This is a genomic window from Ignavibacteriales bacterium (genome assembly GCA_026390795.1).
In the GTDB taxonomy this organism is placed as follows: domain Bacteria; phylum Bacteroidota; class Ignavibacteria; order Ignavibacteriales; family Melioribacteraceae; genus Fen-1258.
Window position 1 is genome coordinate 264,767 of the sequence record JAPLFG010000005.1, and the last position, 12,806, is coordinate 277,572.

The 12,806-nt window shown below is 36.5% G+C and carries 18 protein-coding genes and 1 pseudogene; 2 read left to right on the plus strand and 17 right to left on the minus strand.

Translation table 11 applies throughout. From position 1 onward, the window contains the following. Window positions 1-105 precede the first annotated feature (105 nt). Complete coding sequence (tnpA, locus tag NTX65_17225; GenBank protein MCX6171079.1) at window positions 106-537, plus strand: IS200/IS605 family transposase; 432 nt, start codon at window positions 106-108, stop codon at window positions 535-537. 98 nt (window positions 538-635) lie between these two features. After that, window positions 636-1,580, plus strand: coding sequence for a hydroxyacid dehydrogenase (locus NTX65_17230; GenBank protein ID MCX6171080.1), 945 nt, complete (start codon window positions 636-638; stop codon window positions 1,578-1,580). A gap of 61 nt (window positions 1,581-1,641) precedes the next feature. On the opposite strand, the gene NTX65_17235 is transcribed toward NTX65_17230, so the two are convergent. The 17 genes and pseudogenes from NTX65_17235 to NTX65_17315 form a co-directional block, all read right to left on the minus strand. Further along, the gene (locus NTX65_17235) at window positions 1,642-2,400 is read right to left on the minus strand and encodes a hypothetical protein (GenBank protein MCX6171081.1); all 759 of its coding nucleotides are present in this window, start codon (window positions 2,398-2,400) and stop codon (window positions 1,642-1,644) included. Window positions 2,401-2,463: 63 nt separating this feature from the next. Further along, a complete protein-coding gene (rplS, locus tag NTX65_17240; protein MCX6171082.1) occupies window positions 2,464-2,811 on the minus strand; it encodes a 50S ribosomal protein L19 in 348 nt (115 codons plus the stop codon). Window positions 2,812-2,817: 6 nt separating this feature from the next. Further along, the gene (gene trmD / locus NTX65_17245) at window positions 2,818-3,501 is read right to left on the minus strand and encodes a tRNA (guanosine(37)-N1)-methyltransferase TrmD (protein ID MCX6171083.1); all 684 of its coding nucleotides are present in this window, start codon (window positions 3,499-3,501) and stop codon (window positions 2,818-2,820) included. Further along, the gene (rimM, locus tag NTX65_17250; protein ID MCX6171084.1) at window positions 3,488-4,006 is read right to left on the minus strand and encodes a ribosome maturation factor RimM; all 519 of its coding nucleotides are present in this window, start codon (window positions 4,004-4,006) and stop codon (window positions 3,488-3,490) included. Before rimM ends, trmD begins: the two co-directional genes overlap by 14 nt. An 11-nt stretch (window positions 4,007-4,017) precedes the next feature. Continuing rightward, window positions 4,018-4,251, minus strand: coding sequence for a KH domain-containing protein (locus NTX65_17255; GenBank protein ID MCX6171085.1), 234 nt, complete (start codon window positions 4,249-4,251; stop codon window positions 4,018-4,020). Between the two features lie 271 nt (window positions 4,252-4,522). Next, a pseudogene (rpsP, locus tag NTX65_17260) lies at window positions 4,523-4,762 on the minus strand (30S ribosomal protein S16). 27 nt (window positions 4,763-4,789) lie between these two features. Continuing rightward, window positions 4,790-6,118: a signal recognition particle protein gene (gene ffh / locus NTX65_17265; protein MCX6171086.1), complete on the minus strand. Its 1,329-nt coding sequence runs from the start codon at window positions 6,116-6,118 to the stop codon at window positions 4,790-4,792. Window positions 6,119-6,179: 61 nt separating this feature from the next. Beyond that, window positions 6,180-7,064: an ATP synthase F1 subunit gamma gene (atpG, locus tag NTX65_17270; GenBank protein ID MCX6171087.1), complete on the minus strand. Its 885-nt coding sequence runs from the start codon at window positions 7,062-7,064 to the stop codon at window positions 6,180-6,182. 7 nt (window positions 7,065-7,071) lie between these two features. Continuing rightward, the gene (gene atpA / locus NTX65_17275) at window positions 7,072-8,619 is read right to left on the minus strand and encodes a F0F1 ATP synthase subunit alpha (protein ID MCX6171088.1); all 1,548 of its coding nucleotides are present in this window, start codon (window positions 8,617-8,619) and stop codon (window positions 7,072-7,074) included. Window positions 8,620-8,689: 70 nt separating this feature from the next. Beyond that, window positions 8,690-9,247, minus strand: coding sequence for an ATP synthase F1 subunit delta (gene atpH / locus NTX65_17280; GenBank protein MCX6171089.1), 558 nt, complete (start codon window positions 9,245-9,247; stop codon window positions 8,690-8,692). A 1-nt stretch (window position 9,248) separates the two neighbouring features. After that, window positions 9,249-9,794 carry a F0F1 ATP synthase subunit B gene (gene atpF / locus NTX65_17285; protein ID MCX6171090.1) on the minus strand — a complete coding sequence of 182 codons (546 nt, stop codon included), beginning with the start codon at window positions 9,792-9,794 and terminating at the stop codon, window positions 9,249-9,251. A 34-nt stretch (window positions 9,795-9,828) separates the two neighbouring features. Then, window positions 9,829-10,047 (minus strand): ATP synthase F0 subunit C, encoded by a 219-nt coding sequence (atpE, locus tag NTX65_17290; GenBank protein MCX6171091.1) that lies wholly within the window; start codon window positions 10,045-10,047, stop codon window positions 9,829-9,831. Window positions 10,048-10,080: 33 nt separating this feature from the next. After that, complete coding sequence (gene atpB / locus NTX65_17295) at window positions 10,081-10,929, minus strand: F0F1 ATP synthase subunit A (GenBank protein MCX6171092.1); 849 nt, start codon at window positions 10,927-10,929, stop codon at window positions 10,081-10,083. A 21-nt stretch (window positions 10,930-10,950) separates the two neighbouring features. Beyond that, window positions 10,951-11,325 carry a hypothetical protein gene (locus tag NTX65_17300; GenBank protein MCX6171093.1) on the minus strand — a complete coding sequence of 125 codons (375 nt, stop codon included), beginning with the start codon at window positions 11,323-11,325 and terminating at the stop codon, window positions 10,951-10,953. Then, window positions 11,309-11,566, minus strand: coding sequence for an AtpZ/AtpI family protein (locus NTX65_17305; protein MCX6171094.1), 258 nt, complete (start codon window positions 11,564-11,566; stop codon window positions 11,309-11,311). Before NTX65_17305 ends, NTX65_17300 begins: the two co-directional genes overlap by 17 nt. After that, window positions 11,563-11,931, minus strand: a complete 369-nt coding sequence (locus NTX65_17310; GenBank protein MCX6171095.1) for a polymer-forming cytoskeletal protein — start codon at window positions 11,929-11,931, stop codon at window positions 11,563-11,565. Before NTX65_17310 ends, NTX65_17305 begins: the two co-directional genes overlap by 4 nt. A gap of 11 nt (window positions 11,932-11,942) precedes the next feature. Beyond that, the gene (locus tag NTX65_17315; protein ID MCX6171096.1) at window positions 11,943-12,782 is read right to left on the minus strand and encodes a M23 family metallopeptidase; all 840 of its coding nucleotides are present in this window, start codon (window positions 12,780-12,782) and stop codon (window positions 11,943-11,945) included. Window positions 12,783-12,806: the final 24 nt, after the last annotated feature.

Below are 12,806 nucleotides of genomic sequence, written 5' to 3' on the forward strand. Positions count from 1 at the left end.
AGTAATTGAAAAGTAACAAATATCCTTATATATAAACCCCACGCTTTAGCGTGGGGTGATAAATACAAAAACCATCTGGGCTTTAGCCCAGCATTAAAAAGTATTATGTCACATGTTAAAATATGGATTCATGCGGTATGGGGTACAAAGAACCATGAGCGCATTTTGACAAAGGAAGTAAAACAACAACTTTTTTCGCATATACAAAAGAACGCAAAAAAGAAACAGATTTATATCGATTCCATTAACGGAGATCTAGATCACGTACACTGCTTGTTAGCATTAAATGCAGATATGACAATCGCAAAGGCAATCCAACTAGTAAAAGGAGAAGCTGCGTATTGGACAAATAAAAACTCGCTACTAAAACCAAAGTTAGAATGGGCGGATGAATACTATGCGGTTTCTGTTAGTGAATCAATGCTTAATAAAGTAAGGGATTACATCCAAAATCAAGAAGAACATCATAAAAAATCTACATTCAAAAGTGAGTATGAAGAATTTATAGCAAAATTCGGATTTACTCATCATGGCTAAAGCCAAGTACACGAATGATCTGAAACCCCACGATAAATCGTGGGGTTAATTCTTAAAGTTGCATTATTTTGGTGTATATAAAATCAAGGAGTTCTAAGATGAAAGTATTAATCGCAGACAAATTTCCGGAAAATCATATTCAGACTTTGAGAGATGCCGGATTTGAAATTAGTTATGAGCCTAAAGCCGGAGAGAATGATATTCCAAATTTAGTTAAAGACGCTGAATTTATTGTTGTGCGTTCGACCAACGTCAATGCGGCTGCTATTAATGCCGGCAGCAATTTGAAAATTGTTATACGTGCCGGATCGGGCTACAACAATATTGATGTCGCTGCGGCGACCGCAAAAGGAGTTTCAGTTTCGAATACTCCAGGCAAAAATTCAATTGCGGTGGCAGAACTTGCAATGGGTCTAATCATTTCACTCGACAGAAAAATTCCGGATAACGTAAAAGATTTTAGCAATGGCGTCTGGAATAAAGCAAAATATTCTAAAGCCGAAGGACTTTTCGGAAAGACATTGGGAATTATCGGTGTTGGAAATATCGGTAAAGAGATTGCAAAACGTGCGCAGGCATTCGGAATGAAAGTTATCGGCTACGATGTTTTCAAAACCGAAGGAATTGGTGTTGAATATATTGATGATGTAGAAAAATTAATTTCAATGGCGGATGTTATTACACTCCACGTTCCGGCAAATCCGCAAACCAAAGGAATGTTCAACGAAAAATCATTTGGATTAATGAAGAAAGGTGCGATGTTGATCAACACTTCCCGCGCCGACGTAATTGACGAAGACGCTCTGATCAAAGCTGTAAAAGAAAAAGGAATTGTAGCCGGAGTTGATGTATTCAAGGGCGAACCGGAAGGAAAAGATGGAGCTGTTGCTTCTAAACTGCAGAACATAGAAGGTATTTACGTCACACATCATATTGGCGCCTCTACAGAGCAAGCACAGGATGCTGTTGCTGAAGAAACTATTAAAATCATTTTGGATTATAAAAGCACTGGGAAAGTTTTGCATTGTATAAATAAGAAGTAAAGAGCCAATCTAATTTTATCAACCTTGAAGGTCGCTGTAAGATCTTCAAGGTTTTTTTATGCTATAAAAACTTCACATCAAACATGTCCTCAATAATTCCGTGGAAGAAAATAAGTCTAATCAACTCGTTAACTGCATTGAGTTCATTGTCGGTCATATCAAAATAGAGCGAACCAATATTCTGAGTGATAAAGGATTTTGCTTCTCTACTTATGTTCAATAGATCAATAATTTTTTCAATCTGATCTTCAATAATCGGATCGATTGCATTAACCGACTCATTGAATTTTTGAAGTGCTTCTCTATCGGGAGACGCAAAGACATAGTTTACATAAGGGTATTCCAATAATTCCGATGCTTCATCTGCCAGACTTAATGCATTCTGAACATTCCACGATGTAAAATTTTCATCGCCTACTACAAGAAAATCCTTTCCTTTCTCCACGTTTTTACTTGGATCGAGAGAAATTTCAAGATTGGCAGAATATCGTTCCGAAAAAAGTATTTTGGTAAGAAGAATTTCATTTAATGAAACATCACCTCTAAGGTAAATTTTTTCAATCTTCTTCTCCCCTTCAATGAAATGGAAATAAGAGTTTGACAATGCCCCATCGAATGCAAGAGCAAGCTTATTTGATACAAATAAATTGCGGTGGTTTATAAGATCGAGTGAAGGTATAAGCGCTATTGCCGATGTGTTGAATTCCAAATCCTTGCTTATAAGGGGCGATTCTTTGTAGGATATTTCAAAACCTTCATTCTTCTGAAGTTCGGAAATCAAAATTGAAGAATAAATATTTTTAGGAAGTATGAGCTTCATTCATTTTCTCAATATCTTAAAATAAAAAACCCCGCACCGCGGGGTTCAAAAATCCGGATAAAATTATTTCTGGTTTTTATCTTTGATACGTGCGGCTTTACCTGAAAGTTCTCTCAAGTAGAAAAGTTTTGCTCTTCTAACTTTACCTTCGCGTACCATTTCAACTTTTGCTAGTTTAGGTGAGTTATAAGAGAAGATTCTTTCAACACCAACACCGCTTGCAATTTTGCGAACTGTGAAAGTTTTATTCAATCCCGCGCCTCTGATGCTTATAACATCGCCTTCAAACGGCTGGATTCTTTCTTTATCGCCCTCAATAACTCTAACGTGCACACGAATATGATCACCGGTTTTAAATGCCGGAAAGTCTGTGCGCAGTTGCTCTTTTGTTAGTTCATTTAATTTGTCCATTACCAATTACTCCATGCTATTTATTTTTTTCCATTTTTCAGTTAAAACTTTTGATTGAGCTTCTTTCCACTCTTTTATTTTCTTTTCATGACCGGATAACAAAACTTCCGGTACAGTCATTTCTTTATATTCAGCGGGACGTGTGTAATAAGGTGCTTCAATAAACTCGCCGTCCATCAAAGAATCGTTTAAGGCCGATTCGCTATCGTTCAACACTCCCGGTATAAGCCGTACAACAGAATCAATTATTGCAAGAGCAACAATTTCTCCGCCGGTTAAAACATAATGTCCGATTGAAATTTCGTCAGTCGCAAATTTCTGACGAACTCTATCATCAACACCTTTGTAATGCCCGGCTATAATCATCAAATTCTCAACGAGCGAAAAATCATTTGCCATCTTTTGATCGTAAATTTTTCCTCCCGGAGTAGGAAAAATTATATGATCGTATTTTCGTTCGCAAAGAAGTTTTTCAATACATTCAAAGAACGGTTCCGGCTTAAGAAGCATTCCGGGTCCGCCGCCAAACGGCTTATCATCAATCTGTTTATGTTTATCGAAAGCATAATCACGCAGATTATGCAAAACAATTTCAACTTTATTTCGTTCTTGGGCCCTCTTTATTATGCTTGTGTTAAGCGGACTAGTAAGAGAGTCTGGAACCGCAGAGATAACATCAATTCTCATCATCGTAGAGCAAATCACAATCAGGCACTAATTCTAATCTCTTTTTTACCGGGTCAAAGGAATGAATAAAATCCTTAATTGCCGGTATTAAAATTTTTTTATGATCAATCATATTGATTACATAAACATCGTTAGCCGGGTAAGCCATTACATCAACTAAAAACCCGAGCAATATTGAATTCCGATAGACTTCACTGCCAATTAGATCATGAACGAAGTAAGTGTCTTTTGAAAGCTTGACCGAATTTTCTTCAGTAACAAAAATTTTCTTCCCGAGAAGGAAATTAACATCATTGCCGGAATTAAAATTTTTGAATTTGAGCGCAATTCTTCCGCCAACTTCAATAACATTTTCAACAAAGAACTCTTTCTTCGAGCCGAACAGTTCTAAAAAAACAGAATTCAGCTTAAAAAATCTTTCTGAGAAATCAGAAAATGAATCAATCAAAACAAAACCGTTTGAACCATGAACTGCTTTAATTTCTGCAATAAGAAATAATTCATCCACAGTTAACTTGATTAATCCAGTATTTTTAAGATAGCACGTTTACCGTCTTTTGCCGCAATTGCCGTAAGCAAGGTTCTCATTGCTTGAGCAGTTTTACCTTGTTTGCCGATAACTTTGCCCACATCATCCGCACCGACTTTAAGAGAAAGTTCAACAGTTTTTTCGTCGGGAGTAGCTTCTTCCAGAACAACACTGTCCGGAGAGTCCACAAGGTGTTTCGCGATAAATTCAATAAATTCCTTCATGAGACTACCTTTACATTAAGTGATCGTCAGAGTACGTAATTAGTGCAAGCCATTCCGTAAGGAATTAGTCTATTTCGGAAGCAGTACCCTATGCTACCGTTTCGTTCTCAGTTTTATCTTGCTTTTCAGCCGATGTTTTTTTTGCTTTAGCTTTTTCTGATTTCTTTTTTGATGCTGCCGCTAAATTTGCTTCGTTTAGCTTTTTCCATTCATCCATTTTCAATGTAATCTGTTCTTCGCTTAAACCTTGATTCATCAATTCACGTTTTAGAATAATACCTTGATGAGATAAAAGATTTTTTACTGTATCTGTAGGTTGAGCGCCAACTCCCAGCCAATACATTGCCCGGGCTTCTTTAATATCTACAGTAGCCGGATCGGTCTTGGGATTGTACAGACCAATAGCTTCAATAAATTTTCCATCTCTTGGTGAACGTGCATCAGCCGCAACTACTTTATAAACAGGCTGTTTTTTCTTTCCCATTCTTCTCAATCTTAACTTAACTGCCAATTTGTTACTCCTTATTGATTTTATAAACTAATTATATCTTATGTTTTTTGGTAATGAAAATTTTCCACTATTCTTATTCATCATTTTCATCATCTGCTGCATTTGTTCGAATTGCTTTATCAACCTATTCACATCTTGAACCGTGTTTCCGCTTCCCCGCGCAATTCTTTTTCTTCTGCTTCCGTTTAAAATTTTTGGATTCGTTCTTTCTTTCTTTGTCATGGATTGAATTACTGATTCAACCACAATGAGCTGTTTTTCATCAACATCTGCATTCTTAACTGCCGAACTTATACCCGGCACCATTCCAAGAAGACTTTTTAGTGAACCCATCTTCTTGATCATTTTTATCTGCTTCAAGAAATCGTCAAAATCAAATTTGTTCTCTTTGAATTTCTTTTCAAGATCATCCGCTTCTTTTTCGTCGAATTGGGCTTGAGCTTTCTCAACAAGAGAAATTACATCTCCTTTACCAAGAATTCTTGAAGCCATTCTATCAGGATAAAAAGATTCAATCGAATCGAGTTTCTCGCCCAGACTAACAAACTTAACCGGGCGGTCAACTACAGCACGAATTGAAAGAACACAACCTCCGCGTGAATCTCCATCAAGTTTTGTAAGAACAACACCGTCAAATTCAACTTTCTCGTGAAAAGCTTTTGCCGAATTAACGGCATCCTGTCCGGTCATAGAATCCACAACAAATAAAGTTTCAGTCGGATTAACTTTTGCTTTAATTTGTGCGGCTTCATTCATCATATCATCATCAACGTGTAAACGGCCGGCAGTATCAATGATTACAGTATTAAGACCATTTTCCTTCGCATAAATCAATGACTCGGAAGCTATCTTTACAGGTTCCTTGCTATCCTCAATTGTAAAAACCGAAACGTCAATTTGACTTCCCAGAATTTGCAATTGTTTAATAGCAGCAGGTCTGTAAACATCTGCAGCAACTAAAAGAACATTTCTTTTTTTATTTTTTAATGACTTTGCAAGTTTGGCACTGAAAGTAGTCTTGCCGCATCCTTGCAGTCCAATAAGCATTATTACAGTAATCCCGGACGCATTCAAACTCAGTTCTGAACCGCTACCGCCTAAAAGTTTAGTCAACTCATCATACATTATTTTTGTAATGAGCTGACCTGGAGTAACTGAATTCAGAACTTCAGTACCGAGCGCTTTTTCTTTTACATCATCGATAAATTTTTTAGCGACTTTGTAATTTACATCCGCATCTAAAAGAACACGCCGGATATCTCTAAGAGTATCCGAAATATTTGATTCTGTTAATTTACCTTGGCCGGTTATTTTTTTTAACGCCCGCTCAAGTTTTTCTGTCAAATCATCGAGCATCTTGCACCAACCCTAATGAAAGATAATAAAAACAATATTCATTTCAAACGTAAACAATTTTTTAGGACTCTTTAAGGGCATTCGCTCCGGAAACGATTTCTAAGATTTCTTTGGTTATGGATGCCTGGCGAACTTTGTTATAAGTTAGATTCAATGAGCGAATCAACTCTTTCGCATTTTCAGTTGCCATATCCATCGCAGTCATTCTAGCTCCCAATTCAGCAGCATAAGAATCAAGCAAAGTAGTCCACATTTGAGCATTGAGATGTTTAGGCAAAAGTACACCAATAATGCTTGCTTTGTCCGGTTCATAAATATAATTAACATCTTGAACCGTTTCGCTGGTCTTTGCTTCAAAAGGTTTAATTGGGAACAATTGTTCAACAGTTGTTTTTTGCTGAATGACAGATTTAAATTCGTTATACACAACCAAAACTTTGTCAATCTCACCGGAGATATATTTAGCGGTGAGTTCTTTAATCAATCCGGATGCAAACTCAAACTTTAGATGAGAGAAAATTCCTGGGTAGGAACCAACTACATTGTAGGGTCTTTTTGTGAAGTAATCATTACCTTTTTTACCGATACAATACAAAGCTAAATTACCATCATTATTGTAATTCGCGAGTTCATCTTTAGCTAATTCTTCTGCTTTACGAATTACATTCATATTAAAACCGCCGCATAAGCCACGGTCCGAAGTTACAACAATAAGAGCAATTCGTTTTACTTCCCTCTCAGCAAACAGAGGGTTACTAAAATTCTTTTCGATGTTCAAAAGATTTTGAAGCATCTCGGTAATTTTTTTTGAGTATGGCTTTGCATTAATAATATTTTCTTGGGCGCGACGCAGTCTGGCAGCTGCAACCATTTTCATTGCTTTTGTAATCTGCTGGGTGCTCTTAACACCTTTGATTCTTCCCTTTATGTCGCGGAGTGTTGCCATCTAAATTTTAACTCTTCCTAAACTTTTCAATAAATTCTTCAACTGCTTTTTTAACAAGCTGAACTGTATCATCCTTCATTTCTTTCGTTTGACGGATGTTCTCTAATATTTGAGGATACTTCAATTCAACGTATTCCAAAAATTCTTTTTCGAATCTTTTAACATCTTTAACTTCGATTGATTCAAAGTAATTATTTGTTCCGATGTAAACACTCAGGACTTGTTTTTCAACCGGTACGGGTACGTATTGACCTTGCTTTAGGAGTTCAACAAGCCGAGCGCCTTTGCCAAGTGTTCTCAATGTTGATTTATCAAGATCTGAACCGAACTTTGCAAATGCTTCAAGTTCGCGGTACTGTGCAAGATCTAATTTCAGTGAACCGGCAACTTTTTTCATTCCTTTAATTTGAGCATTGCCGCCAACACGTGAAACTGAAATTCCAACGTTGATTGCGGGGCGAACACCGGCATTAAATAAATTTGGCTCAAGATAAATTTGCCCATCTGTAATTGAGATAACGTTTGTAGGAATATAAGCCGATACGTCACCTTGCTGTGTTTCGATAATTGGTAAAGCTGTCAAACTTCCGCCGCCAAGTTTATCACTTAATTTAGAAGCACGTTCTAATAATCTTGAATGCAAATAAAAAACGTCGCCCGGATAAGCTTCACGTCCGGGAGGTCTTCTCAATAACAATGAAAGTTCTCTGTATGCAACAGCTTGCTTGGAAAGATCATCATAAATTACAAGAGCATGCTTCCCGTTATCTCTGAAAAATTCTCCTAATGTTGCGCCTGAATACGGAGCGATATATTGGAGCGGTGCCGGAGTAGATGCAGCTGCATCAACAACAGTTGTATATTCCATTGCGCCGGATTCTTCAAGTTTTGCAACAACTTGAGCCACTGTTGAATTTTTCTGACCGATTGCTACATAAACACAATAAACAGGATTAACGCCGTTCTTTTTTGCTTCTTCTGTATGAGTATATTTCTGATTAATGATTGCATCAACCGCTACAGCAGTTTTACCGGTCTGACGGTCGCCAATTATCAACTCACGTTGACCGCGCCCGATCGGAATCATAGAATCAATTGCAGTGATACCAGTTTGCAACGGTTCTTTTACCGGCTGACGCTGAATAATACCCAATGCTTTCCGTTCAATAGGCATGTATTTATCAAATTGAATTGTCCCCTTTCCATCTAATGGAACACCGAGCGGATTAACAACTCTGCCAAGCAGTTTTTCTCCAACAGGAAATGAAGCAACGCGGTTGGTTCTTTTAACCGTATCGCCCTCTTTAATAAGTGAACTTTCGCCGAATAGAACGCATCCAACGCTGTCCTCTTCAAGATTTAAAACCATTCCCATTACATCATTTGGAAATTCAACAAGCTCGCTAGCCATAACTTTTGATAGACCATAAACTCGCGCAATACCATCGCCAACTGAAAGAACCGTTCCAACTTCGTAGATGTCGGTTTCGTTTTCAAATCCGGCAAGCTGTTTTCTTAATATCGCAGAAACTTCATCGGGTCTTACTTCCGCCATTTTATTTTTTCTCCCATAGGTCCGAAGGACTCCTTCGGAGGGTCCCGATTTTTCGGGACTAAATTTATCTTTAGTTATTAGATATTTTTATTTCTTGTGAAAATTTTTTGCGCAATAAATTCAATTGATTTTTTACAGAAGCATCATAAACAGTATCTTCGATGCGGACGATGAAACCTCCGATCAAATTCGGATCTACATGATAATTGGCTGAAATCTTTTTGTTAGTCTTCTTTTCAAGATCACCGACCATTTTTTGTTTTATCTGATCATTCAAATCAATTGCAGATACAACTTTTGCTTTTACAACTCCGTTCTTCTTATCCACCAAGACAAGAAATTCTTTGAAAATATCAAAGAGAATATCTTCCCGGTTCTTTTCAACTACAAAATTGATAAAGCTCTGTGTTTCACCATTAATTTTATTTTGGAATATTTTTTCCAACAAAGCTTTCTTATCGGTCGATTTTACAACCGGACTTTTCAACACAGCCCGAAGTTCTTTTGATGCATTAAATGTATTAAAGATAAGGTCAGCATCATCAGAAATTTTTTGGAAAATATTCTTCTCTACTGCAAGAAGCATTAAAGAATTCGCGTAACGATATGAAATTCGGAAAACACTCATTTTAGTTTTTCAAGTCATCCAAATATTTGTTAACCAACTTTACTTGTTTATCTTTATCGAGAGTTTCTCTAATTATCTTTTCGGCAGCATTGACGGCAATATCCGCTACCTGTCCTTTAAGGTTGTTAAAGGCTTCGCTGTTTTTTCGTTCGATTTCGCCTGTTGCGTCTAATATCATTTTTCTTGCTTGGGCTTTACTCTCTTCAAGAATTTGAACTTTCAATTTTTCAGCCATCTCTCTGCCTTGTTCAATTATTTTATTGGCATCGTCTTCGGCTTTAGAAAGATTAACTTTATTCTCAGCCAGCAACTTCTCAGCATCTTTCTGAGCTTTATCGGCTTTCTCAAGAGAATCTTTAATAAAATTTTCTCTTTCGCTCAAGGAATTGAGAATTGGTTTCCATGCAATCTTTTTTAAGATCAGCAGAAGTAAGACGAACGTTACAACAGTCCATAATATTACGCCGGGATTTACATCCAGGGGACTGCCGCTTTTTTCACCGCCTTCAGAAAAGATAAACAACAACAAAAAACTAATTGTATTCATTTCTATTCCTGTTTTCGAAAAAGAATTTTAATTCTTACTTAAGTGCCAAAAGAATACAGATAACGAGCGCGAAAAGAGAAATACCTTCAATAAGAGCTGCTGCAATAATCATTGATGTTCTGATATCGCCGGCTGCTTCAGGCTGACGTCCGCTTGCTTCCATAGCTGAGCTCGCTAATTTTCCAATACCGAATGCACCACCGATAACCGTTAATGCTGCGCCGAAACCGGCTGCTAAATATGCAAATTCCATTTAATTCCTCCTGTTATATTCTGTTAATTAAAATTAATGTTCTTGATGAACCGCCATCCCGATAAATAACGACGACAGCATTGTAAAAATATATGCTTGAATCAGTGCAACTAAAATCTCAAGGAAAAAGATAAACAATGTAAAAGAAACCGAAACCGGTGCTACAAAATATGTATGAAGAATAAATATCAATCCTAAGAGCGATAAAATAACAATATGTCCGGCTGTCATATTCGCAAAAAGACGAACAGCTAATGCAAAGGGTTTTGTAAATAAACCTAATAATTCAACGGGTATCATAATCGGCAGCAGCCAAATCGGAATTCCATGAGGGACTAATCCTTTCAAATATCCGAAGACTCCGTTTTTCATCATTCCGCCGGCTTGAATAACAACAAAAGAAATTACAGCAAGTGTTGCTGTTACCGCAATATTGCTTGTTGCAGTTGAACCGTACGGAATTAGTCCGAGAAAATTACATGTCAATATGAAGAAGAACACTGTTAACAAATAAGGTAAAAATCTTTCGTAACCTTTGCCGATTGTCGGTTTAACAATTTCATCGCGGACAAAAACAATCAATACTTCCGTTAAGTTTGTTACACCTCGCGGAACAAGAGATTTTTTATATGTCTTTGCTACATAGAAGAAAGTAACAACTAAAATTACAAATGCCAGCCACATGAAGAAAACATGTTTAGTAATCGAAATATCAATACCGAACAAATGAATTTCCGGCAGATGAACAATACCAAAAGGAGTAAAATCAAGTTCTCTAGAATCAAGAACGTGATGCATTATCCAGCCTGTGTCCTGTTTCTCTCTCACTTCTAGTGCTGTTTTGATAGTATCAGCAACTGTATTAGGATTATAAACCCACATATTCCACGCAAATTTTGTGTTTTATCGTCTCTCTAAACCACGCCTGACGATAGCGATTTCAAAAATTAAAAAGAAAGTATACCAAATAAAGAGTGCAAATATAAACCCAAGTAGGTCAACTTTCAAGAATTTTATGCTTATAAATACAAGAACAAGCATAAGCAAGAGACGAACTCCCATACCACCCAATGTGAACAAAAGGAAGATTTTGTTTGATTTTTTGATCGAATACACATATGCGGAAGTAAATACAACAAAATTAACAACTGTAATGAGTAATGCGTTAAGAATAGAATAACCTAAAAGCGGGGCGATTATTTCAAAAAAAATCAAAAAAAGAAGAATGATTGCGGCTGCAATTGAAATTAGAAGAGCTATTCTACTTTTTTCTATCAATTTTTTTCTTCTGATTTAATTGCAGAACTGTATGAATAAAATTATAAATACCGGCAAATCCGCCGATGAATGAACAGATTAAAATCATTAGAGGAGTAGAATTAAATTTTTCATCAAGCCATCTACCAAGAAAAAACATGAAGATTATAGATGCAGCTAATTGTGTACCTAATCCAAGATAAGGTCCTACATTTTTAAATGACTGACTAATCTTCTCTGTAGATTTTTGTTCTATGCTCATTCCTCTTTTGGTTCAGAAGAGACACCGTTATTCATACTGCTGAATCCTTCAAAGTGAGCGCCTTCTTCTATAATTAAAAATTTCGTTATCAAATCGCCTTTCAAATAAGCTTTAGATTCCAGTTTTAGTTTTTCCAATGAATTGATTTTGCCCAAAACTTTTCCGCTCATAGTAATATTTTTAGCTTTTACCTCGCCGTAAATTTCACTTACGTCTCCAATTGTTAAATTACCACTCACTGAAATATTGCCTTTGATACTTCCGTCAATTCTTACATTACCATCGCTGTAAAGATTTCCATCAATTTTTACTCCGCTGCTAATTATGCTAACATCTTCTGTAATTGAATCTCTTTTATTTGCCATTTAATGCTCTCCTACTTTAATAATATTTTTTGAGGATCCACCGGTTTACCATTCTGCCAAATTTCGAAATGAAGATGTGGTCCGGTTGTATTTTTGCCTGAATCTCCGCTTAGAGCTATTAATTCTCCTTGAGAAACATAATCGCGTACCTTTTTAAGTAATGATGAACAATGTCTATAAATTGAGATATAATTTTGATCATGTTGAATAATTATTGTATACCCGCCGGAAATTGTGTAATCGGAAAATGTTATTAGACCGCCGGCAGATGCGTAAACAGGATTGCCGGATTTCAATCCATAGTCAATTCCCATATGTCCCTTATCCGGCATAAACTCAGTCGTAATAATACCGTTTACGGGCTCAATAAAAATTAATGGGTTTGATTTTTCAGCGACTTGAAAAATTTTATTCATCAAATCGTTAAATGCAGAAAAAATATCTCCGCCAATTTTGATCTTTTTATTAATCGGCTTACGAAGCGAATCATACAAAGCATCGTTACTTTTTACGGAATCTTTTTGTGCCAGCATCATTGCGAATTTCATCCGCTCGTTAGTGGACGCAATATTTTGAAGCTGAGCAGTTAGAGTCTCAACACTATTTTGCAATAGTTGAATCTTTTCCCGCTGTGTTTTCAATTCGTTATTATCAATCACAAATAAAAAATCTTTTAATGGGGTTATAGAAAGAATAAAGATCAAAACAAGCCATGATAATATTGTATAAACCCCTAGATAAGCAACCAGTCGGATAATGCTGTATTTGTATCTTTGAGTAGTAATGATTGGAAGATTAGGAGTTATGTGAAATGAAGAATTTCTAAGATTCTCCAGATTAAACCATTTCATTTATTTTCCTCGATGGTGTGCAAA

Bases quoted from the DNA above. Each gene is read 5' to 3' on its own strand.
- tnpA (MCX6171079.1), top strand. From the start codon at position 106: ATGTCACATGTTAAAATATGGATTCATGCGGTATGGGGTACAAAGAAC.
- NTX65_17230 (MCX6171080.1), top strand. From the start codon at position 636: ATGAAAGTATTAATCGCAGACAAATTTCCGGAAAATCATATTCAGACT.
- NTX65_17235 (MCX6171081.1), bottom strand. From the start codon at position 2,400: ATGAAGCTCATACTTCCTAAAAATATTTATTCTTCAATTTTGATTTCC.
- rplS (MCX6171082.1), bottom strand. From the start codon at position 2,811: ATGGACAAATTAAATGAACTAACAAAAGAGCAACTGCGCACAGACTTT.
- trmD (MCX6171083.1), bottom strand. From the start codon at position 3,501: ATGATGAGAATTGATGTTATCTCTGCGGTTCCAGACTCTCTTACTAGT.
- NTX65_17255 (MCX6171085.1), bottom strand. From the start codon at position 4,251: ATGAAGGAATTTATTGAATTTATCGCGAAACACCTTGTGGACTCTCCG.
- ffh (MCX6171086.1), bottom strand. From the start codon at position 6,118: ATGCTCGATGATTTGACAGAAAAACTTGAGCGGGCGTTAAAAAAAATA.
- atpG (MCX6171087.1), bottom strand. From the start codon at position 7,064: ATGGCAACACTCCGCGACATAAAGGGAAGAATCAAAGGTGTTAAGAGC.
- atpA (MCX6171088.1), bottom strand. From the start codon at position 8,619: ATGGCGGAAGTAAGACCCGATGAAGTTTCTGCGATATTAAGAAAACAG.
- atpH (MCX6171089.1), bottom strand. From the start codon at position 9,247: ATGAGTGTTTTCCGAATTTCATATCGTTACGCGAATTCTTTAATGCTT.
- atpF (MCX6171090.1), bottom strand. From the start codon at position 9,794: ATGAATACAATTAGTTTTTTGTTGTTGTTTATCTTTTCTGAAGGCGGT.
- atpE (MCX6171091.1), bottom strand. From the start codon at position 10,047: ATGGAATTTGCATATTTAGCAGCCGGTTTCGGCGCAGCATTAACGGTT.
- atpB (MCX6171092.1), bottom strand. From the start codon at position 10,929: ATGTGGGTTTATAATCCTAATACAGTTGCTGATACTATCAAAACAGCA.
- NTX65_17305 (MCX6171094.1), bottom strand. From the start codon at position 11,566: ATGAGCATAGAACAAAAATCTACAGAGAAGATTAGTCAGTCATTTAAA.
- NTX65_17310 (MCX6171095.1), bottom strand. From the start codon at position 11,931: ATGGCAAATAAAAGAGATTCAATTACAGAAGATGTTAGCATAATTAGC.
- NTX65_17315 (MCX6171096.1), bottom strand. From the start codon at position 12,782: ATGAAATGGTTTAATCTGGAGAATCTTAGAAATTCTTCATTTCACATA.